Genomic DNA, 25,586 nt, shown 5'->3' with positions numbered 1-25,586 from the left:
GATTTATTCAGCTTGACATTTAATTTTGTAACAGATTAAAACATCTTTGTAATCAGTATTATATCTTTTTTCTGTAACACTAATATAAAAATCTTCTCCGATTAAATTCTTTTATCGGGTTCGTCTGGAAACAGGTCTTGTCTCATCGCATTAAATAACGCCATTTGCTCTGATTTAGTTAATTCACTGAACTCTTCATAAACATCTTCCCACTTAAACAACTATTTCTTGAACACCATCCCACTTATGAATAGTGTTTTTTGGGGTTCTAAAAGGAAAAGAATAGAATAGATTTCAGAGCAGAATAAACTGAATGTACCTTTCCTAGCTATATTTAACGCTTTTATAAGTGGATGAAAATGAATAAACGATGTTTAATTTAACTTATATTTAAATAACTTATTTTTTAATGCTATATTGACTTAAAAATGCAAATAGAATACAATTCGATAATGATAATCATTCTCAGTAGAAGGAGACTAACAAATTGTTTCGAATTTCTGCACACGACATCGAAGTAAAATATGATAAAAATATTATTCTTAGAGACCTATTATTACATATTCCTGATAATAGTATTTCAACAATTATTGGACCGAATGGTTGTGGGAAATCAACTTTATTAAAGGCTCTAACAAAAATATTGCCTTATTCCAAAGGTCAAATTTTATTAGATGGACAAGCTTTAACCTCATATAAAACAAAAGATTTGGCGAAAAAAATGGCATTACTTCCGCAATCTCAGATTGCACCTTCTAACATTTCAGTACGTGAACTTATTGCTTACGGAAGGTATCCCCATCAAGGGAATTTCGGTATTTTAAGCTCTCAAGATCAAGAAATTATTAACTGGGCAATCTCCAAGACCAAGTTAAATGACGTAGAAAATTCTATTGTTGATTCATTGTCGGGTGGGCAACGTCAACGCGTTTGGGTCGCTTTAGCATTAGCCCAGCAAACGGACATTATTTATTTAGATGAGCCCACAACCTATTTGGACCTTGCACATCAACTTGATTTAATGAAACTTCTTAAACAATTGAATGTGGAAGAAAATCGTACAATTGTTATGGTACTACATGATTTAAATTTAGCAGCTAGATATTCAGACTATATGATTTCAATGAATTCTGGTCAAATCGTAAAAGCTGGAGCCGTTGATGAAGTGATGACTACTGATAATTTAAAGCAGGTTTTTCAAATAGATGCTGTCATTAGTGAAGATCCTTATACTAAAAAACCAATTTGTCTATCTTACGACACTAGTTTATAAGAGGTGATAAGATGACAATTTGGCACAAATGGATCATGATATTCGTACTTTTAATTATCTGTTTTGCTTCCATTATTTTTGCAATCAGTATAGGGGCTAAAAATATTCCCTTTATCACAGTGTGGACATCCATTTTCCAATTCAACTCAGAGGATAACTTACATCAGATCATTTATGACGTTCGATTACCACGAGTGTTAGGGGCCGTATTTGTTGGAGCTGCTTTCGCAGTCGCTGGTACAGTAATTCAAGCAATCACACGTAATCCCCTTGCTGATATAGGCATTTTAGGAATCAACGGTGGGGCAGTACTTCTTGTGACTATCTGTTTTGCATTTTATCCAGCGATTTCCTACGGTTGGCTTACGTTCTTTTCATTCATCGGGGCCGCACTATCGACCTTCCTTGTCTTTTCAATCGGTATAGTCGCTCGTGGGAATCTTTCCCCTTTAACATTTACAATTGCTGGGGCAGTGATTGCTGCATTTCTACATGCAATTAGTTCAGGTATTGCCATTTATTTTGATTTGAATCAAGAATTGGCTTTTTGGTATGCAGGTGGAGTTGCAGGTGTTACGTGGAGGCAACTTCCTTTATTGATTACTATCGTTATCGTATCCATCATTATTGCAACATTACTTGGTAAGCAATTAACGATTTTAAGTACAGGCCAAGAAATGGCATCGAGTTTAGGTATTAACATTAAGTTCTTACTATTCACAAGTATGGGAGTTATCGTTTTACTTGGTGGTGTTGGAGTTGCAGTCGGTGGTTCTATTAGTTTTGTTGGACTAATTATCCCTCATCTTTCACGTAAATTTGTTGGACATGATTACCGTTGGAATATTCCAGTAAGCGCTTTATTAGGAAGTACACTTGTAGTAATCGCTGATTTATCAGCTCGAATAATTTTTGCACCTAAAGAGCTTGCATTAGGAATATTAATTGCCTTTATTGGTGTGCCATTTTTTCTAGTTGTCGCGAAGAAACTGGAGGGAACTTAAATGGCAACAAAGCGAAGAATTCCATTTCTTTTATACATCTCGATCACTTTGATATTCATTTTTCTAACATTTTTCTTTTCAATTAACACAGGAAGCTATCAACTTTCTTTACTAGAAGTGGTGAATAACCTATTTGGTCAAGGGCAGGATCATAATATACTCGTATTATTTGAGTATCGATTACCCCGCATCTTGATGGCATTAGTCGGTGGTGCTGGTATCGCTGTGGCAGGATCATTACTCCAATCCTATACGGGCAACCATTTAGCGGATACTGGTTTATTAGGTCTCCATGCGGGTGCTTCATGTGGATTAATTATATTCATGAGCTTTTTCAGTCAAAAATTTTTATATGCTGAAATTTTAATACCTTTATTCGCCTTTTCAGGTGGTGCTTTGGCCGCCGTTTCGATTGTTTATTTAGCAAAATCAAAAAATGGCGGTATCAATACAAATAAATTGATTTTAATTGGTATTGCTGTATCGGCACTTTTTAATGCAATAACGCTATTTTTATCATTACGTTTAAATAAAGATACTTATTCTTTTGCAGCTAGTTGGTTACTTGGGAATATTTGGGGACGTCATTGGATTCATGTTTCTATTTTAATTCCATGGGTTGCTCTATTTAGTTTTCTTGCCTATCACTTAGCGCATCGATTAAACCTTTTACAAGTTGGAGAGGCATTCGCTCAAACAACCGGAATTAATGTAAAACGCACAAAAAATAGCGCATTGATAATGGCTGTGGTGTTATCAAGCGTTTCAGTAGCCATCGTAGGTAATATTAGCTTTTTAGGACTTTTAGCGCCACATTTGGCACGTCAATTAGTTGGCAGTGACTATCGCCTCAACCTACCTTTATCTGCATTGATTGGCGCTGGCATTTTACTACTTTCTGATACGATTGGTCGTTCTCTATTTGAAGCAAACCCAATCCCAGCAGGTATATTGGTATCCTTCATTGGAGGACCTTATTTTATTTATTTACTATTAAAAAACAACAGGAGTGTATAACAATATGAAAAAATGGTATTTACCAGTAACTTTAGCTCTATTAACAGCAGTTTTAGGTGCTTGTGGAAATGAAGAATCAACAACATCTAATTCAACAACGAAAGTAGTTGAAGAACAACGTATTGGCTCTTTATCAATTCACTTAACAAATGACTTAATTGCCCTAGATATTACCCCCGTTGGTTCTGTAGTTGGCGGTTCATTAGGTGATTTTTTACCACAAGCAGCTCCGTACTTAACAGAAGCTACAAAATATGGCCCTGCAAAAGATGTTGATATGGAATCATTACTTTCCTCTGAACCAGATGTTATCGTTGCAGATGAAGAATTTGCAGCAGCGAATTTAGAACACTACAAAAAAATTGCACCCGTTCAACTATATAACTTAGATGAAGGAACATGGCGTGATCATTTAACATTGCTTGGAGAAAAATTCAAAAAAGAAGAATTAGCGAAACAATTTATTGCAGATTACGAAAAGAAAACGGAGGAAGTAAAATCTTTACTTGCTAAACAATATGGTGAAGATGCAACAGCAATGGCAATCCGTGTTACAGATAAAGAATTACGTGTTTTCTCAACAGCACGACCAATGGGCCCAATATTATTTAAAGACTTAAATCTTGAACCTGCTACAGGAATTACAGAAATGGGTACAGAAGAGCCTTATCAAGTGATATCAAAAGAAGTTATTGGTGATTACGATGCAGATATTATATTTGTTGTAGTTAATAGCAACGAAGAAGCTGAAAAAGTATACAAAGAACTTGCTAAATCATCTATATGGAAATCTCTAAAAGCTGTTCAAAAGGGCCAAATTTTTGTTGTTTCAGATCAACCTTGGTTAGACTATTCAGCTCTTGGGAACTCAATGGCAATGGATCAACTATATGACCAATTAAAAAAATAAAAATATAGTCTACTTACAAGAATACATCATACAATGCGAAACCCTTCACTTTTCCCCCTAAAACCATATTGTTTCAATGGTTTTAGGGGGATTTACTTTTTACTTTTTACCGTTTACCTTATTGCTTTTGCGCAATAGCAAGGGTTCAAAACTTACTGATTTCGCAAATATGTTAGGGCTAGATTAGGTGCTCATTTAAAGGGCGGGTACCTGGTCTTTTATAATTTGTTGAGCTGTAACTTTATTTCAATTTCAATTTCAATTTGTTTCTCATTATTTATTAGAACGGCTGTAATCTCTGGGTCTGTCCAAATATCTCCACCATTTTTTCATTTTCTTTAAAATCTAAAGTGGCTTCTTGATTTGCAGAAACTATTATTTCATCCTGAGTTAATCCAAATTCCTGAACATCCTCTATTGTTTCATGGATGTTCTCACTTTTCATTTACCAACTGATATTGGCTTCTAATGTACACTTCCAATACCAAGATATAAATGGGCTGTCGGAACTTTTTTCCATTAGTGAAGCCGGTGCTAAAGCAAATGCCATCTGAGTTTAGCAGAAACAGCCAAAACAAACGGCATTGATTTCTATCAGTACCTTGTGAAGCTATTAACTGAGCTACCAAAACAGCCAGAGATCTTACAAGATTACATGCCTTGGTCGAAAAATATCCAAGCCACATATTCAAAATGGCCAGCTATCTGAAAAAAACTCAGATAGCTGGCCATTCGTCGTGCGTACCGAGAAGGTGCACTACTTATTTTTGTATTTCGGGCTTACGACGAGAACACATATAGCAAATTATATGAGATGTTATAATGAGGAAGAATACAAGAAAAATTAGGCTACTTAGCGCCCGTAGAATACGGTTACCAAGCAGCCTAATGGGTGTTTTATGTGTGTCTTAAATGACTAGGTCAGTCCAATGTTTAAGGTTTTTATTACAGTGAATATAACGAACGTGCCTGCTTGGCAATTAATGTGTAGCCTCGTTCTTCTATTTCTTTGAACGTTTGAGGATCGTAATTAGGTAATACTAAGCTCGCTAATTCTGCCTCGATTGGTACGTTCGTTTGAATTGTTGCGAGCTCGTGTGACAATTTCAGCATGTCTATATTCTCTTTAATTTTCGTGCGTTGACCTGGCTTTAATTCGTCTATCGACGTTAGAACATTTTCGATAGAACCATATGTTTGAATTAACGTAAGTGCCTGCTTTGGTCCAATACCTTTAACGCCTGGGTAACCGTCACTCGTATCTCCCATAAACGCTTTGACCTGCGCAAATTGAATAGGTTCGATGCCATATTCCTCTTGAAAGCGTGTATGCGTATAAATGTCATATTCTGTGTAGCCTTTTTTCGTAAAAGCAATTTCCGCTGATGGTCTTAAAAGTTGCAGTAAATCCTTGTCTCCGCTAATTACCGTAATGTCAGCCTCATCCTGAAACTTTGTAATCATTGAGCCAATTAAATCATCTGCCTCCATTCCTTTAACACCGAAATTTTGCCAGCCTATTTGTTGCGATAAATTTTTCGCCATATCAAATTGCGGTAGCATTTCCTCTGGTGGTGATGGACGATTAGCCTTATAGCCATCAAATAATTCGTTACGGAATGTATGTGCACCCATATCCCAACAAACAGCAAGATGGGTTGGCTTCATAATAGATTGTGCCGTTAATACATGACGTACAAATCCTTGGGCACCATTAGAAGGTGTCCCATCCGCCAGGCGAATATAATGCCCCATCGCAGCCGATGCAAAAAATGAACGGAATAATAGCGCCATGCCATCCACAATTAAAAGTTTTGGTTTTGTTGTCATATAAATAGTCCTCTCTATTACAATACAATAATTGTATTTATCTATCATACTTTTATAAAGCATTGTCTATTATAGCAAACTATATGACAACATCTACAATATATAGCATAGTGTTAATTTTATGCAGTACCTAAACTTTCATCAATTATGCCCGGCATAATCATCATTTTATTAGAGAGCCAAGACGGGGTATTCTGTCTTTAAAAGCCCATAAACATCAACGTCTTCATATGTATCCACTAAAAATCTATGTTGTCTCAAGGTTCCCTCTTTGCGCAATCCACACTTTTCTAACACCCTAGTCGATGGTTTGTTTCTAGAAATGGCAGATGCCCAAATTTTGTTAAGACCTAGTTCGATAAAACCAAAATGAATCATGCTATTTACAGCTTCGGTTGCGAAACCTTTCCCCAAATAATCCTGACCAAGCCAATAGCCAAGTTCACCTCTATTGTTGACCTTATCAAATCTTAACGTAATCGTACCTATAATTTCTCTCGATTCTTTTGAAACAATTGCTAGGGGGTATTCGACTCCCCGTTTTAGAAGTTCTGGATGCATATCAATCCAATCTTGTGCGAACTTCAATTCATATGGGTACGGAAGCCCAAGAATATTGGCTAATCTTTTATCATTAGCCAATTCTTTGATTCTGACTGCGTCATCCATAGTAAAAGGTTCTATACATAGACGCTCGGATTCTAATTTTATCACCATATTTCCTCCCCCTTTGTTATCAATATGCCCCCTTGTTCTGGACAATTTTAATGCAAAAACGACAGCTTTTTATAGGCTGTAAAATTTTTTAGTTGATTCCACCACACTTTACGACCTGCGTAAGATGCCGACTTTTTCTAGATTATTTACTGACACCATGGACGTTATATTTTTGAATACGATTGCGGTAATCCAGTCGAATACCGGTTAGCCATTGTAAAAATGCTGTCACACCCATTTTCACTGTTTCGGGGCGTAGGTCCCCCTCCTTTGGATCGGCATAGACAAAGTCAATATGGCGGACCCCTTCATTTTCTCCAATGAGCTTTAGAATATCAAATAATTCATAGGCCGTTAAACCACCTGGTGTTGCAGCAGGTACATCTGGGGCGAATGTAATATCGAGCACATCCAAATCAACAGATACATAAATACGATCTACCTCATACATAAGCTGACGGAGCATTTCACGAATCGTTAATTGTATGCCATCACGACGCATTTGCTTTAACGTAATCATATGTATCCCTTGTTCTTTCGCATAGTGAATCATTTCTGGTGAATTAAAAAAGCCGTGTAACCCGACATTATAAACATGTTTCCCCTCTACAACGCCTGCTGCAATGAGCTGCTGTATTGGAGAATCCATAGCTAAACCAATTTCCTCTTGATTCCGAGCATCCAAATGCGTGTCAATTTGAATAATCCCTATGCGATCCTTTGGAAAAGCATTCTTTATTCCTCTAAGAGAGCAAGCTGTTATCACATGATCTCCCCCTATCAGACACGTGAAACTTTTAGAATATGCGGTGCTTAAACTTTCAGCTGCAGCTTCTATAGCAGACTCCGAAAGCATTCTATCCGTCTCATGGATGGCCACATCACCTACATCGACGACTGCTAACGTACGCAAATCTACTTGCTCATCTAAATTATAAGATTGAAAACTTGGCCAAGCCTTTCGAAATGCTGTTGGATACAGCGCCTTTTCGGATCGTTTACTAGCATACGATAATAAAGCACCGTACAAAATAATATCTACATCATTTGGAAGTGGATTTTCTTTTTGCTTCACCCATTGATGCATAGCTGAACCATTTTCTTGCTTATACTGCCATTCTGGTTGAATAAACATGTTAACCGACCGCCTTTACGTCATTTTTATATACTATCTTTAAATATTTCCAATTCATATCAGCTGGGCGTCCAATGTCGAATTAAAGTCAATTGCCCTATACTTTTTTATTGATCCTATAAATATACCTAGTAAAATATTTTCCACATTAATAGTACCATTAGTACATACAATTTCGTCAAAGTTCGGTATTTTCCCTCTTAATTTCTTAAAAAATCTATATACTCCATTTACCCCTTTACACACAAAAAGTAGCAAACTAAGCCATTTTCTAGTTTGCTACTTTTTATGTTTGATTCAGCAGGGTTTTTTCACCCCCACTGATTATTAGTCTTCACCTATCGTGCTTTTGCGGGATAAAGTTTGGCAAAGCTCTGCGACCTCGTGCATCGTATAGCTTTGAAAGTTATATTGATGACGCAATTCCTGATAATACTGTAAAAGCTCCTCAAGCATCGCTAAATTTTTTTCGATGTTCTTGCCAAAATTATGAGGGTGCCACCATAAATGATAAAAGGCTTTAGACCTTGCAGCTGCATGCATTCCCTCTTTTATACGCTGGACTTTTAAGCCTTCAAAAAATCGCAAAGGTCTACAATAGGGCCTTAAAAATGCACTTGAACGAATGTTAATAAAGGAGTCCTTTTGCATTTCTTCTAGCGTTACTAGATGATTTCCCGTTATATTAACATAGCTATCCAGCCATTTTTTTGCAGCTAATAGCCGACCTTTTCTCGTAAATTTTTGAGGATCGTACAACGGATGTTTTTCATTTCCTCGATAGCATACAAATCCTACTTCCTTACATGCTGGGAAATAGGCTTCATTCACTTGATTACGCGGAAAGACAATCGATTTCATTGGTCCGATATTTTCTTCACAAATCATGGCAGTAGCATGTAAATCTGCACGAAAATTCGCTTCAGTTTGTCCATTTTCTAAACAGTAAAAATGTGAAAATGTATGACTGCCTATTTCTTGATGTGGCGTACGTTTAATCTTCTCAATTAAGGATTTGCCGAAATGTAAAAGGTCCTCTTGCTCATTTTCTCCTACTTTTGCAAGTTGTGTATGTGCTGCGTAGCGCATGTTTTTATATTTTATTGGAATACCTCTTAAGTAGTGAGCCATTTCAGCTTTTGTTTCTGCAAACAATAGACCTACTGTTGCCCAAGTCGCATGAATACCATACTGTTCAAACAACTCTAGTATTTTAGGCAATGCTTCACGGACGCCATATAAATTTTTATTGTATTGTCCGTGCTTAAATACATCGTGGACACCCCAATTTAGCTCAAAATCCAATGATATGACAAGACCTCCACGATTTACTTCAATAACTACTTCCTCCATTTTTGCACGCCCAGTAACAGTGCACGTATTTTGGATTGGGTAATGTAACCAGAATATACATCGACGACTTGTCCACCGAAGCCTAGTTTAAACGCGCGAACATTTTGATCATCTGTCAGCTTCCCCATATCATATAACACAAAGCCCTGCTCCTTTAAATGCAATAAATTATGCCAAAGTAAGAAACGATTTGCATATCGAATTGGTCGTATTAAATGCTCTGGCATTGATTGTGAATGACAAGTCGCTACATAATAGGACATCGCTTTTTTAGCGTATATAATATCGAGTCTATAGCATAGTGTTTGTCCACAAAAACTGCGAATCTCAGACAACCATAGTGCTCCTTTATTTTTTAAAAGCGTAATAGCTTCCATTTGAGACTTACTAATTAGCTCGAGCTTTTTTCTTTTTGCGAAGTTATTATAAAACTGTTGAAAGGCTCGTAAATTGTCATCTGATGGTTCCTTATAAATAAAAACTTGATAGGACTCTTTTTGTGCACGACGAAGAATTTTCCGATTACTTTCTGAAAGAGCAAGATATAATGATAACTCACTATCTGTAAGGTGAATATGAACCGTTTTACTTTTAACAAGCTTACGGCTTGGTACAAGTGAATTTGTATAGCCAATAACCTTCATTGATTTTCTAACATTAGCTGGCTTCTCTACGAAATAAAAATGCTGCATTGCGATATTCCATCGCTTACTTTTAATGGACAGAATGAACATCGCCCCCACTTTCTGTGTATTTTTCTACATGATTTCGCTCATAACGAGCACATTTAAAATGTTTCATTCGAGAAATACGTTTATAGCCTAGCTGCAATAATTGTTTACGCTTTCGCCATTGCCAAAATCTCGCAGTAACCCAAAGTGTTTGTGCAGGTTTCATTTTTTGGAAAAAGGCTGTAATAATATCGATATTTTTATAAACATCATAGGTTAAAAAATATGTCTGCTTTGGCAATGCTTCAACAATTTGCAAATTATCTACATGCCAGTTCATCGCATGTAATGCAAACGCAGGTTTATTCGTTTCTGCATAAGAATCTTTGTAAATCGTGTATCCCTTATAAAATAGAGAAATAATTTCTTCGTTATCGAGTTGCATCGCCTCCTGTATCGACAACTCCTCAAATAAATCTCCTACAGGTCGTTGCGGTGTAACATTATCTGATGGGGATAATTCATACAAATTCACTTGCTTAAAACGAATAAATTTTTCTACGAATAGTTGTCCACATTCTAGCCAATTTTTTACTTTCCCATACTTTACTAAGTAACGTAATTGACCTAGAGTATTGCGTTTCCATTCCACGACACGATGATTACCTTTTAAAAATTCCTTGAGCCGTTCCTTCAGCGTATAGCTACTTGCCAATAGCCTTGCTCGCTTCGTTCCACCGCTTACGAGCATACGCCTCGTAAAATCAATATTAAAGCGCCAATCGAACTTATACGGCTCATAGCCAATACTCATATCGAACAAACGATAGTTTTCAGAATAGGCTCGCTTAATCGTTTCTTGATTCACTAATCTGTTAGGCCCGAATATATTAAATGTTGGCTCATGTGCAAGTGCGTAAGTTACATAACGTCCACGACAGCAAATTCCGTATGTGAAGGCAATCCATTGGTCTTCAAAAACAAGTGCGTCTACCTCCACTTGCAATGCCTCCCCTTTAAGAAGCGTTAACTGTTCGAAAAAGTCCTTTTTCTTCCCTTTCGTAAAATCACTTGTATCTATTTTTTTAGCCCACCGTCGATCAAATAATCTAAACATTTGCCAAAGTTCATCTCGCGAAGGGATTTTCCTCGTTAAGGAGCCTAATTTTTGTAGCTTCCGTTCTCTGCTGTCCATACCATGCATTGTTCTACGTTGATTGAAGTAGTTAGGAATATCTACATCATGAAAGGCAAGATACGGAGTCACTACACGAAAAATACTTGGACGTAACTGCCTTTCAACAAAATATTGCTCAATGACCTTTGTAGAGTCTTTGCTTTCCAATAATCCATGAAATGAAAATAGTACATGTTTGTACTTTTCAATGAGCTGATCAAACACAAAGGTTATAACGGGCAACAGCCATTCTTTTTTTGCTACAACACCTGAATAATTCGCCATATTCTCTCCCGCAAAGGCATAAATTCGTACTCCCCACCGAAGTCGAACTATGAAGGGGAAAAAGGCAATGATCGTACCATTTTCTTCAACAGCATAGAGCTCGACACGCTCTCTTCGTCCAACAATTTGCCACCAGTTATAAAACCAAGCAAATTCTATAAATGGATTATCATTGTCCTCAGATGCTAAAATTTCATCCCAAATATCCTTGTACCACATAAGCTCATCATCAGTTCGAATGCGAATTAATTGCAACTTAATCACCTTTCTTAGCCGATTTTAATGTAGCCTGTTCGTAGATAAATAGCGTTTTCTGATACATTGGTAGAAACGCGGCGTTCACTTGCGTCCCCATTTTTTGACGTAAGCGCTCATCTTGTTAAAGTCTTTTCTTTAGTAAATCGTTATCATCTCGATTAATTAAATCGGAAATTAACTCATTGACACCGCCCACATTCGTAGCGTTAATCGGAAGTCCTGCTCGCATTGCTTCAATAATTGAAATCGGTAAGCCCTCCCAATCTGATAACAAGACAAATACATGACTTTCCTCAAGTAAGGATGTGACATCCAATTGATTGCCCAAAAATGAAGCACGATTTATTAAACCTTTATCGGCAATAAATTCTTCTAAACGTGGGCGCAGTGAGCCATCACCGATCAATTGCAAGCACCAAGGTACTCAGAATAAATCCTGTCTTTTTGGCACTTCAAAACGAGCAACCATCACGATTAATGGATGCTCCTCATTCTCTTTTATAGGTGCTACTTGCATCTCTATTTGATCGCTGCCATTATGAATGTCAGCATTTTATGAGCAGGAGCAATTTCGCTGCATGGCTGAAGCGCCACAGTTATGGATCATAAAGGCCTGCTACAATAGTTACCTCGTGACTATCTTGCTTTAATTTTATGGCGAGTGCCTCCACATGCTTTTGCGCTCCTCCAATCTTATCCATACGTGAAAGATCTTCAGAACCTCACACTCCTTAATTGTTAATAAGCACCTGTTCGCGCTAAAACTACGAAAATTGTTTTGATGATAATTTTAAAATCCATCCAAAAGGAATAACGATCAATGTATTCTAGGTCATATGAAATTTTTTGCCCATAAGAAGAGCGGCCGTTAATTTGAGCAAGTCCTGTTAAACCAGGCTTTACTTCTAAACGCCGTGCTTGTAAAGTGTTATAAGCATTTGTGATGGACGGAACTTCTGGACGTGGTCCAACAATATTCATATCTCCTTTTAAAACATTAATGAGCTGTGGAATTTCATCAATACTGAACTTGCGAAGAACGGCCCCAACTTTTGTGATTCGTGCATCCTGTTCAGTTTTAAAAAAATAATCATCCGGAATTCCGTCTGCACACATTATAGGCATATTCACTGGAACTGCTTGTATAGTCATTGTCCGCAGCTTCCAAATAACAAAGCGCTGATGATCCTGTCCGGTACGGATTTGTTTTAAAAAAACTGGGCGGCCTGTGCTAATAAGTAAAACGAGGAATACTACTAACATAAGAGGAATGGTAATGAAAAGTATTAGGAGTGCCCCCGCAATATCAAACATTCTTTTCCCGTACTGACTATAAAATTTAATAGTCTGAGCTGACTGCTCGTGCAACACATCATCCTTCGCATTTTTTACCACTTAACTTTATATATTCATTTGGGACATTTATAGAACTACTTTTGAGGAAGCAATCAATAATATGTAGAAAAAAGGGTCAACACCATAACGTGGGTTGATTTCCGTTCCAGTTAGGGCTTTCTTGGGGATGTCGGGGAAACAAGGTTTATTGCGCAAAAGTGAAGCGTCAGCGGCAATGTTTTGACTGCGCGAAAGCGAAGCGTCAGCAGCAATGTTTTGTCTGTGCGAAAGCGAAGCGTCAGCGGCAATGTTTTATCTGCGCAAAAGTGAAGCGTCAGTCAACAGGACGCAAAGTCTTCACTCCAATCTGCCTACTAAAAATGCATACATGAAAAAAAGAAGTTATTTCAAAATCATTTTTGAATAACTCCTCCTATTTTAGCATGAATATAGATGTTCCCTTTTACCCTTGTATAATCTGTACTTCGCATGTAATTTGAACATTTCCTTTTAATGCCTTACTAATCATACATGTTTGTTCTGCCTTCTCAGCTAAGCGATTAATTCTTTTTCGTTCTCGCTCAGATAAATTTTGTACAATAATTTTTGGCTTATGTACGATTTTCTCATAAGTAAAAACACCGTTCGTGACATCAACAAAGCCTTCAGCTTGCATAGACAAATCCAATACAGCAATCTTCGAATTTTCAAGTAATGTAGCCAGTGTAATTAAATAGCAGGTTGCTGCCGCTCCTAACAGCATTTCATCAGGATTTGTCCCCATCCCTGGCCCATTCATTTCTCGAGGAATAGAAATTTTCGTATTTAGATTGTCTGCAACAATAGTACCCGTCCCATTTCTCCCCTCCGACCATTGTAAATTCATAGTAAATAAATGTTGAACCATAAATAATTCCTCCTTTTGATTATATTGGGTACGAGTAGAGCATTTACTTTAGGGACCTAAGCAGTTCTTTGCTCCATCACTTAACTCCGTTTTCTTCGTTACCGACCAATTCTATTATCTGCCTAATCAGTTTGCAAGTTATAAAGTAATTTTATGGAAATGGAAGATAGTCGCTCCTTCGGGATCATCGTACGCCCAACCCGAACGGAAATCACCCCCTCACGATAGCGACAAACGCAATTCTTCCCTTGGCCAAAAGAATTATCAGTGCAATAATAAAACATCCAATATTTAAGAAAAACAGGAAAACTAATTTTATGGTAAAATAGAAAAAACAATTCTTTAGGAGATTTAAAAAAATGATTTTAACAAAGCAACAAGCAATACAAGCACTTAAAAAGAACAAATTTATCGGTTTTACTACTAAAACAGGAAATATTATTATGAAGAAGATGAATAAAACCGATTATAATATTTTTGTATTTGAAGAAGGCAAAGATAAACCAGTCCGTTATGTAGGTTCTATTATGAACATCATGGCGACAATGAGCGACAAAGCTTCTAACAAGGATTTCGTTATTGTGGAACAGCTTTCAACTCAAAATAAAGAAGAGGCTGAATCTGAAGAGAAAGATGACATCAAAGAAGTGGTGGAGCCTGTAGAGAAAGCTAAAATTAAAGAAACTGCTAAACCTGCAGAAAAAAATGAAGCAAAAAAAGAAAAACTAGAAAAAACAGCTGACTTCGATGAAGAAAGACGTGCTATTTCAGGTTACGAAGGCTTATATGATGTTACGGCGAGCGGTCGAATCATTACAGTACGTGAAAATCGCCCATTAGCTCGATGCAACGATGAATATGGTTTCCATATTGTTCGACTAACAAAAGAGGGTACTGCTTCAAGTCACAATGTATTTGAACTTTGGAAACAGGCATACCCTGAACTTGAACAAACTAATTTTAAAGGTGCCTTAAAAGCGAAATATGGTACAGGCTGTAAGCTAAACGATAAACCAGGTATTCACTTTTAACCCTTTTAGTGAGTGTCACGAAAATTTGCAGCAGCATAATTGATTTAAAAACCCCGAGCGTCGATGCATTGACGCTCGGGGTTTTTAAATTATGGAAAAGAACCTATTATAATTTGCGATTAATATCTATTCCGGTTTGATACGCATATTTCGATAATAAAGCCCCTAATAATAGATTTATCGATAAATTAACCTCTTACTTTTTAGTAATTCATACAACGGACCTTTTTCTAAAACTTACGACTATCATATTCGTTTCTACTTAGCATATATTTTTTAAAAACAGCTTAAAGAATATATAGGGTGGAGGAATTTTGCAGTTGAGCGCAATGATACTTGGTGGCTTTCTTTTTTTTAGTGCTAGCATTGGAGGAGCTCTAGCTTGGGTATTCTCTAGGCTATTCAAGCATACAACTCATGGATTATCATTATTATGTGGTGGATTTTTAGTTGGCTTACTTGTAGTAGACGTCATTCCTTCTTCTTTTCAAATATACAAATCATTTGGCCTATTACTTGGCATTTTGTTAGGCTATTTAATGTTTGAAGTTCTTAATAGTTTATTTCACACTTCTCATACTCAAAATCCCTCAGTATCACTATTGGCAATCGCTATCATTATCCACACTATTCCGATGAGTCTTACTGTCGGACAGTTGTTAGGGAAAGCCTCACTAAGTGTTGCCATAACAGCTTCTATTATTCTACATCATCTACCAGAAGGCTTTGCACTTTCTACAGCATTACTATCACAAGGAGAACGGCTTTGGAGACTCTTTATTTATTTTATAGCATTTTCGATTTTCTTTAGTGTTTTCATACAGATCGGCCAATATTGGGAGTTATCTGATAAGGCACAAGGTGTACTAATGGGCGTATCGATTGGGTTAATAGCAACAGCCAGTATTTCAGAATTTATTTTGCATCATATTCGTTCAGTTTCAATAAAATCACTTATAGCATTCGTTTTATTAGGTTATTTATTAAGTCACGTATTTCATATGCTAGTCGAATAAAAAAGCAATCCACCCCAATTGTGGATTGCTTCTTTTTAATTACTCTTCGTCACCAATTAACATTAATGTTAGTGATAGGATTTTAGCAAACTGTGCACGTGAAAGATTACCTTTTGGATTAAATTGACCGTTTGCTCCATCGATTACACCTAATTGCTTTAATAATCCGATTGATTCAACAGTTTCCTTACGCATTTGGTTTTTGTCTGCAAATGGGTTATTTTTGCTAACCTTACTTACATCAAATTCCTTTCCTTCTAGGAATCTTGCAGTTACAAATGCCATTTCCTCACGTGTAACAGGTTTATACGGCTCAAAATTAACACCATCAAAAATATCAATTATGCCATATTCCTCTAAAATCGCTACTTCCTTTGCACCTGGGTATTTTGCCAAATCTTTATATGTAGCAGGACCTTCATAATCTTCCTTCACATCTAGTCCTGAAGCACGGAAAATCATAGAAACTAATTGTCCGCGTGTTACTTGACCATTTGGAGTAAATGTTGTAGCAGATGTACCTTTAATAATGTCTAATTGGAACAATAATTGGATATAGCCCTCTGCCCAATGTCCAATAGTATCTGTGAAGTAACCACCTGGTTTTAACACAAGATCCTCTTCCTGAATTGGTCCAATAATATCATTCAAATCCTCATCAGCTAAAGCTTGCCATTTCCCTTCAGCATATACTTCCGCCTTAAATGCATTTCCAGATGGAGTAAATCTCATTTGAATAGAGTCACCGAAAAGCTCTTTAAATTCTTTTTGTTCTTGTGCACTCATTTCAGTAGTTTTCAATAGTGCTTGTAACGAAATCTTTACTGTCATATTATTTTTCGTCGTTACTAACGTTATCTCTTTATCTTCATAAGATAATTTGGAAATTACTAGTGTCTTATAAAGATCTTGGTATGTCATCTTTTGCACCTGTTTAGTCGCTGCAACTGCCTGTTTTGGGTGGATAATACTAGAAACATCTACAGTTTCTTGAGCATTTGCTTGTAATCCAAAACCTCCTGTAAAACATGCAATACTAAGCGCACCAGCTAAAAACGTCTTTTTCATTATACCTGCCCCTTTCCATTCATAAATTCAGTGTACTAAAACAACTGTTAGTAAATCTATAAAAATATGTAAATTATTCAAAATTATAAAAAAGTCCTATTTTCTTAGAAATATAAAATTACTAAATCTCCAAAACTATCAGGAAGTATATTACATAATTTCTACAATGCATTAAGTACTTTTTTCAATAAATCCAACGAAAAGTACTATTATTCTTCGTTTAGAATAAACACCATATCATAAATATGCTTTATGCCTCTTTTTATTTATGCAGAAAAATTAGTAAATTAGTTTATTCTTTAGTAGGTATAAAGTAGATAGCCGCTCTTTAAATTGAAAAATCAAAGGATTTTCTTTGCATGGGGAAAAATTCAATGTTAAGTATAGTTCTATTTGATTCTATATATTAAAATATTTGATAAATAGAAGATTTCGATCTAAAGAAAGGAGTTTTAGTACTTGGTAAATACTCTTGTAAATATATTTGTCCTTATAACTCTATTCAGTATTGTTATAGCAATTGTTTTTCTTCTTCTTGCAGTGTTCAATTTCATAAAGATGGATAAAATTAAAGCTCTGAAAATGCTGAAATTAGCCGCAATCCCAATTATCATTATGATTTTTTGTATGATTGGCTTTTGGGATATTTCACCTGAATATAAAGCAAATAAAGAAAAGGTGACTGTTACATATGAAGAAAAACCCGTAGCTAAAGCAGAATCAATAGAAGGTGCAACTTGGCAAACTAAAGTAAAAGAGGTTGCTTCTCTTAATAGCACACCTTCTAAAAAGTTCGATACAATTGAAGCCTACGCTAAAAAGTACCCCGCTACAAAGGCTGAAATTAAAGAATTCGAGGATTACATGAAAGCCGAATATAAAACTAAAAAATATTTAGCAGACGTACAAAATAATGAATATATGCTAGAAAATATTTTTAAGGCATATGTAGTGAATAGATACTATGGAGAAGAAGAATCGCCGATCAACGATTTTGTCTTTGGGTTTTATCAAAACGCTAATTATACTTTTAAGGAACTCGAATCCATTAATAGTCATGCAATAAAATATAATGAACGCCAAATGGACAAAGCATTAGCGGCTATTGAACATTAAATGTCACTCTCTCGGGTGACGTTTTTTACTTTTGGGGAAATTAATAAAGGCGTTATATCATTATAATAATTGAGGCTTTCATTTGATTTTTCAATATTAGAAGAAGTAGTATGGAGGTGTAATTAGGGATACAACACATACCCATACAATTATATTAATGTAACAATTTCAAAGGAGGAATTTAGGATGAATTATCAAAATATTACAGTTGCAGGTAGCGGTGTTCTAGGTAGTCAAATTGCTTATCAATCCGCTTTTAAAGGATTTAATGTAACCGTATACGATATTAATGATGAGGCCTTAACAAATGCACAAGATCGTATCACAAAATTAAAACCGTTATACCAACAAGACTTAGGCGCGACGCTAGAAGAAGTTGATGCTGCATATGCACGATTATCATTTAAAAGTGATTTGTCAGAAGCGGTTGCAAATGCCGATCTTGTGATTGAGGCGATTCCTGAGGTTGTTAAAATTAAAACGGAATTTTACACAAACCTTGGCAAAGTTGCCCCTGCTAAAACAATCTTTGCGACAAACTCATCTACATTATTACCAAGCCAATTTGCTGAAGCAACTGGTCGTCCAGAAAAGTTTATAGCGCTTCACTTTGCAAATACGATTTGGAAAAACAACACAGCCGAAATTATGAAGCATCCAGGAACTGATATGAAAGTGTTCGATGAAGTCGTAGAATTTGCACGTTCAATCGGCATGGTTCCACTTCCATTATATAAAGAACAACCAGGCTATATTTTGAATTCATTACTAGTTCCATTTTTAGATGCTGCTGAATCACTATTAGTAAAAGAAGTAGCAGACCCAGAAACAATCGATAAAACATGGATGATTGGAACAGGAGCACCACTAGGTCCATTCGCCATCCTTGACATTGTCGGCATTAACACTGCCTTCAACATTGTAGAGGCAAAAGCCGCTGCTACAGGTGAAGAAAACTTTAAAAAATTAGCCAATCTCTTAAAAACAGAGTATATCGAAAAAGGCAAACTAGGCCGCGCTACAGGCGAAGGTTTCTATAAATATCCAAACCCAAACTTCGCAAAACCTGATTTCCTAAAAGGCTAATTAATTAATAAAAACGATGTACATAGTGTCTTCACTATGTGCATCGTTTTTTATTTCAAGGTGTTGGAATTTAGGTTGCCGGGTAGCCACCCGAAACAACCGGGTATAAAGTTCACGAGAAAAAATCCCAAAAACTAGGTGCATCCTGAAATTCTACTGTTGCCAGCTTCTCTATAATTTTTAATTTAATTTCTTGTTCCAAGTCTTCCCTTTCCTGAAAGTCTGTATTGTGCAGACATTGTTTTATTTTCGGTATGAAATTCTCTATAATCGTTAGCGTCTCTTCATTGTATTGATTTTCTAAAATCGTCATATATTATTCCCCCTTTTTGCTGAGTGTAGTTTTGAGTTTATTTAAAGCCTTCCTATGAAGGTTTGATATATTCTGCGGTGTAGTTTGTAATGTGTGAGCTATTTCTTTTATAGAAAGCTCTTTTACATAAATCATCTCTAATATTTGAAGTTGTTTAACCGTTAGTTTTTGCAAAGACTTTAAAAGCAGTTCATCTTCAATATTGTCAAATAATCCTCCATCAACTATATGATCCAGTTCAATTTCAACGCTTGCATCTTCTATTAGCTCTTTCGCGGTCGTGCCGCCTTCTTCTGATAAGCCTTTATCTAATATTAATAAAGCACGATTTTGTAGCCTTCTCCTTTTTTTATCAAAATCTAAGCTAAAAAAATAAATTAAATTACTGACATATTTGATTTTCCTAACATTTATATAGTGAGATTGGAAAGATTCATCGACAAGTTTCTTATTTTGTTCGGTTGGATATAAGATCGCCTTTTGCACCAAATAAAGATTATTGGAATCCGACAAAAAGCTTTTTATGATTGGATTGTTAACCTGCGCATTATTTCTATAGAAGAATTCCTCTATTTTTTGTTTCTCCATTTAATTATCCCTCCAATACTTCCGCCTTCTTTCTATTTAAAGTGAATGTTGTATCTATATTATAAACCAAAATAGGAACAAATGTTCTTAAAAAGAATAAAAAAAACACCTTTTATACAAAAAAGGTGATTTAATCCAACTCTTTCAAATATCTAAAATAGCTTTTATTTTTTCTGGCTGAATTATGATCAGCGACTATTAAAGTAAATGGGATAGCACTACTGTTAAAATGCTTAAACTCCTTTAATACGTGCTCTTCATTAATATCTTATTGATATACGTAATATTATTTTCTTGTAACCCTAACACAATAGTGACATTCCTTGCTTGAATATACCGTTATATCATATTTCATCTTAGAGACCTTAAAGAGGTCTAAAACATAAGAAATGGAAACCGTGACAAAATAATTTTTTTTACAGGAAGGTTGTTTTTATTACAGAAGGATCCTCTTTACATAGTACGGTTACAATTTTGGTGATATAGCCAAGCGGTAAGGCAAGGGTCTGCAAAACCTGGATCCTCGGTTCGAATCCGAGTATCACCTTATATTACTAATTTGGAGTAAGAGGGAGGGTGATTTACATTATGACACCAGAAAATGTTCCAATTTGGATTAGCCTAATAGGAAATTTTGGATTCCCTATTGCCATTACAGTCTATCTATTCATTCGCTTTGAAAGGAAAATAGATAAATTAGAAGCGGTCATTATGGAGTTATCGGAAGTTATAAAATCTCTTAATTACAAAAAAGGAGGGTGAGCCACACGGAAATTGGAAAATTATTGGCGGGTATTCAAACATCTGCTAAAATTTAAATGAAGGGTGGGAGGGTCTAAATTGGGAATTGGATTAGTTGCTTTGGGATTAGTATTGGTACTAGGAATAGCTATTATGATAAGTCTTGGTAAATCGAATAAAAAGAAATATATAATTTGGGGAATAACTATGATGTTAGTAATTGCTCCTTTATTCTCAGGGGTTGTTTCTATTCTGTATGGGAGATATGCAGGTGAGGGATTTGCGGCGGTCGCACTAATGATGGTCATGTTTCCACTTCTATTTTTAACTGGACTTGTGCTTCTTCTTTTAGGAATTTTTAAAAAAGGAAAAGCTAAATCTATTAAGCCAACGGATGCGTAACAGCTTTTATTGCTTTTCATATGACTTTCATTTAACGCTTATATTTATTATTGTGCAGGTAATTGACTTACGCTTGCATTTTCTACTAACTCGCGTTGGTGGGTGTATTATTTTCTTTCACTTTTTATTTTGACCAACATATAATTAATTGCTAAAAAGGTTATCTCTTCTGTATGATTGTAAATAATGGGAGGGGAAATTTATGATAGCCTACAGGAGAATTGCTGTACTATATTTTCTAATTATGTTCCTTAGCATTTTTATTGCAACACAAGTGAACAGTATATTAACTGGTGTATTGGTTCTTGCTTTTTTGTATTGGTTGTTTATTGGTTTTCCTTATTTACTACAAGAAAAGGTAAAGTTTTTCGAGATATGTTGGAATTGGTTAACGAAAGGTGGAAGAATAGGTCCTAGAAACTAAAGATTTATACATTCATTTTACTGAATATTCAGATGAATAAACTAAGGAATGTGATCAAATGCTGGAAGCTTACATGCTTTATCAGATTTTTATTTTAAGCATACTATACAACTATAAAGGGATCGATTGGAGGCAATTATGATTAGCAACAATAAAATTGCAAAGGTCAATATTGTGCTGGTAATTTTACTTGCTTTAGGTATCACCTATAATTATTTTTACAACCATGTACCAATTCAAATTGAACTCTTAGGCAATTTAGGATTTTGGCTAGTATTCCCATTATCGATCATCAATATAGTACTGAGCTTAAAACTATTGAAAAATAAAACGGGTAATGCTAGTAGCTACGTCACTTTTACGATTGCTGTCATTCTTTTAATCATTGCTTTATTTTTATTGTTTCATTGGACCACGCCATAAAAATCAAAAAACTCCAAGGGTAAAAGCTCTTGGAGTTTTCGCTTCAATGGCTGTTCAAACATCCACTGAAATAAATTATAGATACAAAGTCATATAATCCTCATCAAAATATTGCTGATCTATTTTTAATGCCCTTTTCTCTGTTCCAAAAACCTCAAACCCTAAAGAAGAATACAGTCTTTTTGCTGAAGCATTCGTTGATACAACCGTTAGATGAAGCTGTTCAACTCCCTTTAACTCCCTCGCTTTGTTAATTACTTCGACCATTAAACGCTTACCAATACCAAGCCCGCGCTTTTTCGGAGAAACATACACCGCAAAGATGCTCGCTTTATGCTTTAACTTAAGCTTACTTTCCTGCACTAGCGTCGCAACGCCCACTAATTGTTCATGATCAAATACCCCTAACGTAAAAGAGCCTTGTGATTCAAATCTGCTGGCAAACAGCTCAATCGGATTATCCTTTTCCTCCTCAAAGCTAGAGCCAAATGCTTCAGGATTATTTTGTAGCGCTTCTAATCTTAAATTCCGATAGACTTCAGCATCTGCAGCTATTAAAAGTCTACTATTCATTTTTATCCCTCCTACGATACTTTCCATTTTTATCGCCAATTCTTAATCGTTTTTTATGTACTTCCACAAGATAGTTCCCTAAAATGGGAATAACAGTACAAAGGAGAAGATTAAAATATGAAATCGAACAGTATGGCGCACCATTTTCATCTATTACAAGAGCAGCGAATTCACTATGTACCTTGCATTCATTCACTCCCAGAGGAACAACTATGGCACCGCGAGAAAGAAGAAAAATGGTCTATCGGTGAACACTTCTATCACCTTTATCTAATCTTAAAAATGCTAAAAACAGCAACAAAGTTTTCCTTACTACTGACGCCTTACGCAAAAATGCGAAGAAACAAGCCTTTCGCTACAGAAATACATGATATATACGAGGAATATAAAAATAAAAAAGGAAGCGGCATGAGAGCTCCAGGAATATTAGTGCCTCCCTCTAAAATTCGTTTTACGCTAAGCAGCAACGACATCGAACAATTACTAGTAAACGAAACGAGCGCAATGCAAGAATTAGTAAAAAATATTGAGGAGGATATTGCCGGGCATATTGTCTTTCCAGACCCTATCGCTCACTACCCTAACCTTATTCAATCTATCCAGCTACTTGCCATCCATGAAAAGCATCATTTTACAATAATAAAGGAGCAATATAATCGATTGATTGCATCAAGTGAAGTTTTAATTTAAGCGTTTTAAAATGAAAAGAGGTTTGACATATGAAGATTCTAGGAAATGTTATTGATGATCAAGGAAGATGTAAGCACTATTTTAAAAAGCAAGATACCATTTCAATTAAATTTAAATGTTGTGGGGAGTATTATCCTTGCTATAAATGTCATGAGGAAAATTCAAATCATAAAATTCAGCCATGGAAGAAAGAGGACTTTCATGAAAAGGCAATATTTTGTGGTGTATGTAAAAGTGAATTAACGATTCATGACTATATGAATCACACAAACTGTAAACATTGTCATACTCTTTTCAATCCAAATTGCAGTAAGCATTTTCATATATATTTTAAGACGGATAATAATAATCCTACATGTACTTTCTAAATATAAAGGCCTTTGAAGGATGATTAATTCCTGCAAAGGCTTTTCCTATTACTATAACTGGAGCTACGCGTAATGATTATTTATTATATTTTTGAAGAAATACTTTTACTTTCTCCTTGGCAAATTGCGTGCTCAAACTACCTGGATTTGCATCAAAGCCATGATCGACCTTTGGAAGAAGATAAAGTTCATGCGCTACACCACTTGTAGTCAGTTTCTCATCCAAGATGTTCGCCTGCTCTACAGGAACAATACGATCACCCGTCCCTAAAAACATAATAGTTGGTGGCGTATGTTCATGGATATAGCTTATAGGGGAAAGTATCTTATAACGCTCAGGGTAATCGGATGGTGAACCTCCAATGTACTTATCCATAACATCTTGGACATAATTCTTACTTGGATTGTTCTTGTAAAACGCGGTCATATCTGACGGCCCATACATGTTAATCACTGCCTTGATCGGTACATCCGGAACATCCGTTGATGGCAGTAAATACTTATCTCCCAAACTATATGCAGCAAGCATAGCTAGATTTCCCCCAGCAGACTCTCCCATTAAAATGATTCTGTTCGGATCAATCTTATACGTAACTGCATTTTGCACGATCCAACCAATCGCCGATTTAACATCCCCTACTTCATCTTTCCAACCTGCTTCAGGAGGCATACGATATCGGACATCAAAAACAGTGTACCCTTGATCATTCATCCACTGATTCCAGTCTTGCACTTGGCCTTTATCTCCACTTACCCAACCACCACCATGCACTTGAACAATGACCGGTGTTAAAGCATCCTCTGATTTTTTCTTCGCTGGCCACACATCAAGCTTTAGTTCAATGCCGTCCTTAGTTTTCCCATACACCACATCTACACTTGGTTTTGTTGAGATAGTTTGTTTATAAAAAAAATGTGAGCTAAGAGCAACCGATACATTCTCGCTTTTAGCATAGCTTTTCATATTACTAATTGACTGCACAGTTAAAAACATCAATAACAACAAAATAGGAAATAACACTGTAAGAGCAATGAAAGTTTTCTTCCAAAAAGAAAGAGCTAATAAAACGATTATTATTAATGCTGTCACTACTAGAATAACCGGAAATATAGAAGCTCCCCATGCAAGGAGACTCATTATTTTATCCATATTACTCGGGTTAAAAATATAGTAGGCCACTATAATAATAATAAAACATACTACCACAGAGAGGATTGTGAGTAGCCACTGAAGAAAACCTCTAGGTCGCCAATTGAAATTTGCTTTTGTCTGATTCATCTTTTGAGAATCCCCTATACTACACATATTTTTATAATGCCTTTTATACATAAGATTTTTAGTAAGTATTTTAAAATGATATGCTACATTGATAATAAAAACGTTAGAAATAACTATCTCCATTGTTCAAAGACTCCTGTTGTGGTCAGCTGGAATCTACATATTTTAATCACCTTATTCTGTATGTAACGTGCGTGAATGCCAGAGCTGTAGCTAATGCTCTTTCATTTTCAAAGTTTGTAGAAAAAAATGAGTTTGAAACTTTATTTTGTACTAAGCAAGAAAAGAAAAGCGGGAGAGCAGTGATCTAAAAAACCCTCTTTTGAATTGGAAGTAAAGCATTAAAGAATGAGTTAAGTCGAGTTATGTTAACAAAATAGCAAAAGATTATTTTGAAACATTGATAATGATGATTTGGTACTAACATAAGTAAAGAAAGGAGAATTATTATAAAAGACGGATTGTAATATTAAGTGCAACACCCAGAAGTCAATATAAAGGAAGCCCATAACGACCTCGTGTAAAATGTAGTTACCACACAAACATTCAAACGGAGGAATCGTTATGAGCTATACCCATCTTACCATATCAGAACG

Annotated in this window: 29 protein-coding genes, 1 tRNA gene and 2 pseudogenes; 16 read left to right on the top strand and 16 right to left on the bottom strand. The window is 35.8% G+C overall.

The genetic code is table 11. The features are described from left to right. Positions 1–110: 110 nt before the first annotated feature. Positions 111–221, bottom strand: a pseudogene (locus ACIQ7N_RS09365) (IS1595 family transposase); the annotation flags it as partial. Positions 222–487: 266 nt separating this feature from the next. Between ACIQ7N_RS09365 and ACIQ7N_RS09360 the strand changes: the two are divergent. From ACIQ7N_RS09360 to ACIQ7N_RS09345, 4 genes are read left to right on the top strand one after another with little or no spacing between them, the layout of a single operon-like run. Then, on the top strand, positions 488–1,273 hold the full coding sequence (locus tag ACIQ7N_RS09360; RefSeq protein WP_402931559.1) for an ABC transporter ATP-binding protein: 786 nt from the start codon (positions 488–490) through the stop codon (positions 1,271–1,273). An 11-nt stretch (positions 1,274–1,284) separates the two neighbouring features. Continuing rightward, positions 1,285–2,277, top strand: a complete 993-nt coding sequence (locus ACIQ7N_RS09355; protein WP_402931557.1) for a FecCD family ABC transporter permease — start codon at positions 1,285–1,287, stop codon at positions 2,275–2,277. Beyond that, complete coding sequence (locus ACIQ7N_RS09350; protein WP_402931555.1) at positions 2,278–3,294, top strand: FecCD family ABC transporter permease; 1,017 nt, start codon at positions 2,278–2,280, stop codon at positions 3,292–3,294. 4 nt (positions 3,295–3,298) lie between these two features. Then, a complete protein-coding gene (locus ACIQ7N_RS09345) occupies positions 3,299–4,204 on the top strand; it encodes an ABC transporter substrate-binding protein (RefSeq protein WP_402931553.1) in 906 nt (301 codons plus the stop codon). Between the two features lie 280 nt (positions 4,205–4,484). Here ACIQ7N_RS09345 and ACIQ7N_RS09340 read toward each other — a convergent pair whose 3' ends face one another. Then, positions 4,485–4,649 (bottom strand): hypothetical protein, encoded by a 165-nt coding sequence (locus tag ACIQ7N_RS09340; RefSeq protein WP_402931551.1) that lies wholly within the window; start codon positions 4,647–4,649, stop codon positions 4,485–4,487. Positions 4,650–4,713: 64 nt separating this feature from the next. On the opposite strand from ACIQ7N_RS09340, the pseudogene ACIQ7N_RS23680 reads away from it, so the two are divergent. Beyond that, positions 4,714–4,913, top strand: a pseudogene (locus ACIQ7N_RS23680) (transposase domain-containing protein); the annotation flags it as partial. Positions 4,914–5,149: 236 nt separating this feature from the next. Here ACIQ7N_RS23680 and ACIQ7N_RS09330 read toward each other — a convergent pair. From ACIQ7N_RS09330 to ACIQ7N_RS09290, 9 genes are all read right to left on the bottom strand, one after another. After that, positions 5,150–6,034, bottom strand: coding sequence for a 5'-3' exonuclease (locus ACIQ7N_RS09330; protein ID WP_402931547.1), 885 nt, complete (start codon positions 6,032–6,034; stop codon positions 5,150–5,152). Positions 6,035–6,205: 171 nt separating this feature from the next. Further along, positions 6,206–6,751 (bottom strand): GNAT family N-acetyltransferase, encoded by a 546-nt coding sequence (locus ACIQ7N_RS09325; protein ID WP_402931545.1) that lies wholly within the window; start codon positions 6,749–6,751, stop codon positions 6,206–6,208. Between the two features lie 142 nt (positions 6,752–6,893). After that, a complete protein-coding gene (locus tag ACIQ7N_RS09320) occupies positions 6,894–7,886 on the bottom strand; it encodes an agmatinase family protein (protein ID WP_402931543.1) in 993 nt (330 codons plus the stop codon). A 327-nt stretch (positions 7,887–8,213) separates the two neighbouring features. After that, positions 8,214–9,239, bottom strand: coding sequence for a polysaccharide deacetylase family protein (locus tag ACIQ7N_RS09315; protein WP_274067531.1), 1,026 nt, complete (start codon positions 9,237–9,239; stop codon positions 8,214–8,216). Then, positions 9,227–9,973, bottom strand: coding sequence for a hypothetical protein (locus tag ACIQ7N_RS09310; RefSeq protein ID WP_274067532.1), 747 nt, complete (start codon positions 9,971–9,973; stop codon positions 9,227–9,229). Before ACIQ7N_RS09310 ends, ACIQ7N_RS09315 begins: the two co-directional genes overlap by 13 nt. Continuing rightward, a complete protein-coding gene (locus ACIQ7N_RS09305; RefSeq protein WP_402931541.1) occupies positions 9,954–11,636 on the bottom strand; it encodes a GNAT family N-acetyltransferase in 1,683 nt (560 codons plus the stop codon). Before ACIQ7N_RS09305 ends, ACIQ7N_RS09310 begins: the two co-directional genes overlap by 20 nt. 115 nt (positions 11,637–11,751) lie before the next feature. Further along, positions 11,752–12,042: a glycosyltransferase gene (locus tag ACIQ7N_RS09300; RefSeq protein ID WP_402931539.1), complete on the bottom strand. Its 291-nt coding sequence runs from the start codon at positions 12,040–12,042 to the stop codon at positions 11,752–11,754. 326 nt (positions 12,043–12,368) lie between these two features. Further along, positions 12,369–12,944, bottom strand: a complete 576-nt coding sequence (locus tag ACIQ7N_RS09295) for a sugar transferase (protein ID WP_402931701.1) — start codon at positions 12,942–12,944, stop codon at positions 12,369–12,371. 484 nt (positions 12,945–13,428) lie between these two features. Then, complete coding sequence (locus tag ACIQ7N_RS09290; protein ID WP_402931537.1) at positions 13,429–13,872, bottom strand: SACOL1771 family peroxiredoxin; 444 nt, start codon at positions 13,870–13,872, stop codon at positions 13,429–13,431. A 359-nt stretch (positions 13,873–14,231) separates the two neighbouring features. Here ACIQ7N_RS09290 and ACIQ7N_RS09285 point away from each other — a divergent pair, with 359 nt between their 5' ends. Continuing rightward, on the top strand, positions 14,232–14,903 hold the full coding sequence (locus ACIQ7N_RS09285; RefSeq protein ID WP_402931535.1) for an NUMOD4 domain-containing protein: 672 nt from the start codon (positions 14,232–14,234) through the stop codon (positions 14,901–14,903). A gap of 329 nt (positions 14,904–15,232) precedes the next feature. After that, positions 15,233–15,919, top strand: a complete 687-nt coding sequence (locus tag ACIQ7N_RS09280) for a ZIP family metal transporter (RefSeq protein ID WP_402931699.1) — start codon at positions 15,233–15,235, stop codon at positions 15,917–15,919. 39 nt (positions 15,920–15,958) lie between these two features. Here ACIQ7N_RS09280 and ACIQ7N_RS09275 read toward each other — a convergent pair whose 3' ends face one another. Further along, the gene (locus ACIQ7N_RS09275; protein WP_402931533.1) at positions 15,959–16,987 is read right to left on the bottom strand and encodes an S-layer homology domain-containing protein; all 1,029 of its coding nucleotides are present in this window, start codon (positions 16,985–16,987) and stop codon (positions 15,959–15,961) included. Between the two features lie 459 nt (positions 16,988–17,446). On the opposite strand from ACIQ7N_RS09275, the gene ACIQ7N_RS09270 reads away from it, so the two are divergent. Further along, the gene (locus tag ACIQ7N_RS09270) at positions 17,447–18,103 is read left to right on the top strand and encodes a hypothetical protein (RefSeq protein WP_402931531.1); all 657 of its coding nucleotides are present in this window, start codon (positions 17,447–17,449) and stop codon (positions 18,101–18,103) included. 186 nt (positions 18,104–18,289) lie between these two features. Next, positions 18,290–19,189 carry a 3-hydroxyacyl-CoA dehydrogenase gene (locus ACIQ7N_RS09265; protein ID WP_402931529.1) on the top strand — a complete coding sequence of 300 codons (900 nt, stop codon included), beginning with the start codon at positions 18,290–18,292 and terminating at the stop codon, positions 19,187–19,189. A gap of 112 nt (positions 19,190–19,301) precedes the next feature. Here the strand turns inward: ACIQ7N_RS09265 and ACIQ7N_RS09260 are convergent, their stop codons facing one another. After that, the gene (locus ACIQ7N_RS09260) at positions 19,302–19,502 is read right to left on the bottom strand and encodes a hypothetical protein (protein WP_400938861.1); all 201 of its coding nucleotides are present in this window, start codon (positions 19,500–19,502) and stop codon (positions 19,302–19,304) included. A 3-nt stretch (positions 19,503–19,505) separates the two neighbouring features. Then, a complete protein-coding gene (locus ACIQ7N_RS09255; protein ID WP_400938863.1) occupies positions 19,506–20,090 on the bottom strand; it encodes a sigma-70 family RNA polymerase sigma factor in 585 nt (194 codons plus the stop codon). Between the two features lie 476 nt (positions 20,091–20,566). On the opposite strand from ACIQ7N_RS09255, the gene ACIQ7N_RS09250 reads away from it, so the two are divergent. The 5 genes from ACIQ7N_RS09250 to ACIQ7N_RS09230 all read left to right on the top strand — a co-directional run bounded on the left by ACIQ7N_RS09250 (position 20,567) and on the right by ACIQ7N_RS09230 (position 22,080). Further along, positions 20,567–20,637: transfer RNA gene (locus ACIQ7N_RS09250), tRNA-Cys, on the top strand. Positions 20,638–20,678: 41 nt separating this feature from the next. Then, positions 20,679–20,852 (top strand): YvrJ family protein, encoded by a 174-nt coding sequence (locus ACIQ7N_RS09245; RefSeq protein WP_016993736.1) that lies wholly within the window; start codon positions 20,679–20,681, stop codon positions 20,850–20,852. Between the two features lie 78 nt (positions 20,853–20,930). Next, positions 20,931–21,233 carry a hypothetical protein gene (locus ACIQ7N_RS09240; RefSeq protein WP_402931527.1) on the top strand — a complete coding sequence of 101 codons (303 nt, stop codon included), beginning with the start codon at positions 20,931–20,933 and terminating at the stop codon, positions 21,231–21,233. Positions 21,234–21,435: 202 nt separating this feature from the next. Continuing rightward, positions 21,436–21,657: a hypothetical protein gene (locus ACIQ7N_RS09235; RefSeq protein WP_402931525.1), complete on the top strand. Its 222-nt coding sequence runs from the start codon at positions 21,436–21,438 to the stop codon at positions 21,655–21,657. Between the two features lie 138 nt (positions 21,658–21,795). Further along, positions 21,796–22,080 carry a hypothetical protein gene (locus ACIQ7N_RS09230; RefSeq protein WP_402931523.1) on the top strand — a complete coding sequence of 95 codons (285 nt, stop codon included), beginning with the start codon at positions 21,796–21,798 and terminating at the stop codon, positions 22,078–22,080. A 75-nt stretch (positions 22,081–22,155) separates the two neighbouring features. Here the strand turns inward: ACIQ7N_RS09230 and ACIQ7N_RS09225 are convergent, their stop codons facing one another. Further along, positions 22,156–22,653, bottom strand: a complete 498-nt coding sequence (locus ACIQ7N_RS09225; RefSeq protein ID WP_402931521.1) for a GNAT family N-acetyltransferase — start codon at positions 22,651–22,653, stop codon at positions 22,156–22,158. A gap of 117 nt (positions 22,654–22,770) precedes the next feature. On the opposite strand from ACIQ7N_RS09225, the gene ACIQ7N_RS09220 reads away from it, so the two are divergent. Next, positions 22,771–23,343: a DinB family protein gene (locus tag ACIQ7N_RS09220; RefSeq protein WP_402931519.1), complete on the top strand. Its 573-nt coding sequence runs from the start codon at positions 22,771–22,773 to the stop codon at positions 23,341–23,343. A 29-nt stretch (positions 23,344–23,372) separates the two neighbouring features. Beyond that, on the top strand, positions 23,373–23,711 hold the full coding sequence (locus tag ACIQ7N_RS09215; protein ID WP_402931517.1) for a CHY zinc finger protein: 339 nt from the start codon (positions 23,373–23,375) through the stop codon (positions 23,709–23,711). A 76-nt stretch (positions 23,712–23,787) separates the two neighbouring features. On the opposite strand, the gene ACIQ7N_RS09210 is transcribed toward ACIQ7N_RS09215, so the two are convergent. Next, positions 23,788–24,990 (bottom strand): alpha/beta hydrolase fold domain-containing protein, encoded by a 1,203-nt coding sequence (locus ACIQ7N_RS09210; protein ID WP_402931515.1) that lies wholly within the window; start codon positions 24,988–24,990, stop codon positions 23,788–23,790. Between the last annotated feature and the right edge of the window lie 596 nt (positions 24,991–25,586).

Source organism: Lysinibacillus sp. NPDC095746 (genome assembly GCF_044763535.1).
Lineage (GTDB): Bacteria > Bacillota > Bacilli > Bacillales_A > Planococcaceae > Lysinibacillus.
Note: the sequence above shows the minus strand (reverse complement) of the source record. Positions and strands in the feature narration are given on the sequence as shown.

Excerpts from the sequence above, each read along its gene's own strand:
- ACIQ7N_RS09355 (WP_402931557.1), top strand. The coding sequence starts at position 1,285 with ATGACAATTTGGCACAAATGGATCATGATATTCGTACTTTTAATTATC.
- ACIQ7N_RS09350 (WP_402931555.1), top strand. The coding sequence starts at position 2,278 with ATGGCAACAAAGCGAAGAATTCCATTTCTTTTATACATCTCGATCACT.
- ACIQ7N_RS09345 (WP_402931553.1), top strand. The coding sequence starts at position 3,299 with ATGAAAAAATGGTATTTACCAGTAACTTTAGCTCTATTAACAGCAGTT.
- ACIQ7N_RS09340 (WP_402931551.1), bottom strand. The coding sequence starts at position 4,649 with ATGAAAAGTGAGAACATCCATGAAACAATAGAGGATGTTCAGGAATTT.
- ACIQ7N_RS09330 (WP_402931547.1), bottom strand. The coding sequence starts at position 6,034 with ATGACAACAAAACCAAAACTTTTAATTGTGGATGGCATGGCGCTATTA.
- ACIQ7N_RS09325 (WP_402931545.1), bottom strand. The coding sequence starts at position 6,751 with ATGGTGATAAAATTAGAATCCGAGCGTCTATGTATAGAACCTTTTACT.
- ACIQ7N_RS09320 (WP_402931543.1), bottom strand. The coding sequence starts at position 7,886 with ATGTTTATTCAACCAGAATGGCAGTATAAGCAAGAAAATGGTTCAGCT.
- ACIQ7N_RS09315 (WP_274067531.1), bottom strand. The coding sequence starts at position 9,239 with ATGGAGGAAGTAGTTATTGAAGTAAATCGTGGAGGTCTTGTCATATCA.
- ACIQ7N_RS09310 (WP_274067532.1), bottom strand. The coding sequence starts at position 9,973 with ATGTTCATTCTGTCCATTAAAAGTAAGCGATGGAATATCGCAATGCAG.
- ACIQ7N_RS09295 (WP_402931701.1), bottom strand. The coding sequence starts at position 12,944 with ATGTTTGATATTGCGGGGGCACTCCTAATACTTTTCATTACCATTCCT.
- ACIQ7N_RS09290 (WP_402931537.1), bottom strand. The coding sequence starts at position 13,872 with ATGGTTCAACATTTATTTACTATGAATTTACAATGGTCGGAGGGGAGA.
- ACIQ7N_RS09285 (WP_402931535.1), top strand. The coding sequence starts at position 14,232 with ATGATTTTAACAAAGCAACAAGCAATACAAGCACTTAAAAAGAACAAA.
- ACIQ7N_RS09280 (WP_402931699.1), top strand. The coding sequence starts at position 15,233 with ATGATACTTGGTGGCTTTCTTTTTTTTAGTGCTAGCATTGGAGGAGCT.
- ACIQ7N_RS09275 (WP_402931533.1), bottom strand. The coding sequence starts at position 16,987 with ATGAAAAAGACGTTTTTAGCTGGTGCGCTTAGTATTGCATGTTTTACA.
- ACIQ7N_RS09265 (WP_402931529.1), top strand. The coding sequence starts at position 18,290 with ATGAATTATCAAAATATTACAGTTGCAGGTAGCGGTGTTCTAGGTAGT.
- ACIQ7N_RS09260 (WP_400938861.1), bottom strand. The coding sequence starts at position 19,502 with ATGACGATTTTAGAAAATCAATACAATGAAGAGACGCTAACGATTATA.
- ACIQ7N_RS09255 (WP_400938863.1), bottom strand. The coding sequence starts at position 20,090 with ATGGAGAAACAAAAAATAGAGGAATTCTTCTATAGAAATAATGCGCAG.
- ACIQ7N_RS09245 (WP_016993736.1), top strand. The coding sequence starts at position 20,679 with ATGACACCAGAAAATGTTCCAATTTGGATTAGCCTAATAGGAAATTTT.
- ACIQ7N_RS09235 (WP_402931525.1), top strand. The coding sequence starts at position 21,436 with ATGATAGCCTACAGGAGAATTGCTGTACTATATTTTCTAATTATGTTC.
- ACIQ7N_RS09230 (WP_402931523.1), top strand. The coding sequence starts at position 21,796 with ATGATTAGCAACAATAAAATTGCAAAGGTCAATATTGTGCTGGTAATT.
- ACIQ7N_RS09225 (WP_402931521.1), bottom strand. The coding sequence starts at position 22,653 with ATGAATAGTAGACTTTTAATAGCTGCAGATGCTGAAGTCTATCGGAAT.
- ACIQ7N_RS09220 (WP_402931519.1), top strand. The coding sequence starts at position 22,771 with ATGAAATCGAACAGTATGGCGCACCATTTTCATCTATTACAAGAGCAG.
- ACIQ7N_RS09215 (WP_402931517.1), top strand. The coding sequence starts at position 23,373 with ATGAAGATTCTAGGAAATGTTATTGATGATCAAGGAAGATGTAAGCAC.
- ACIQ7N_RS09210 (WP_402931515.1), bottom strand. The coding sequence starts at position 24,990 with ATGAATCAGACAAAAGCAAATTTCAATTGGCGACCTAGAGGTTTTCTT.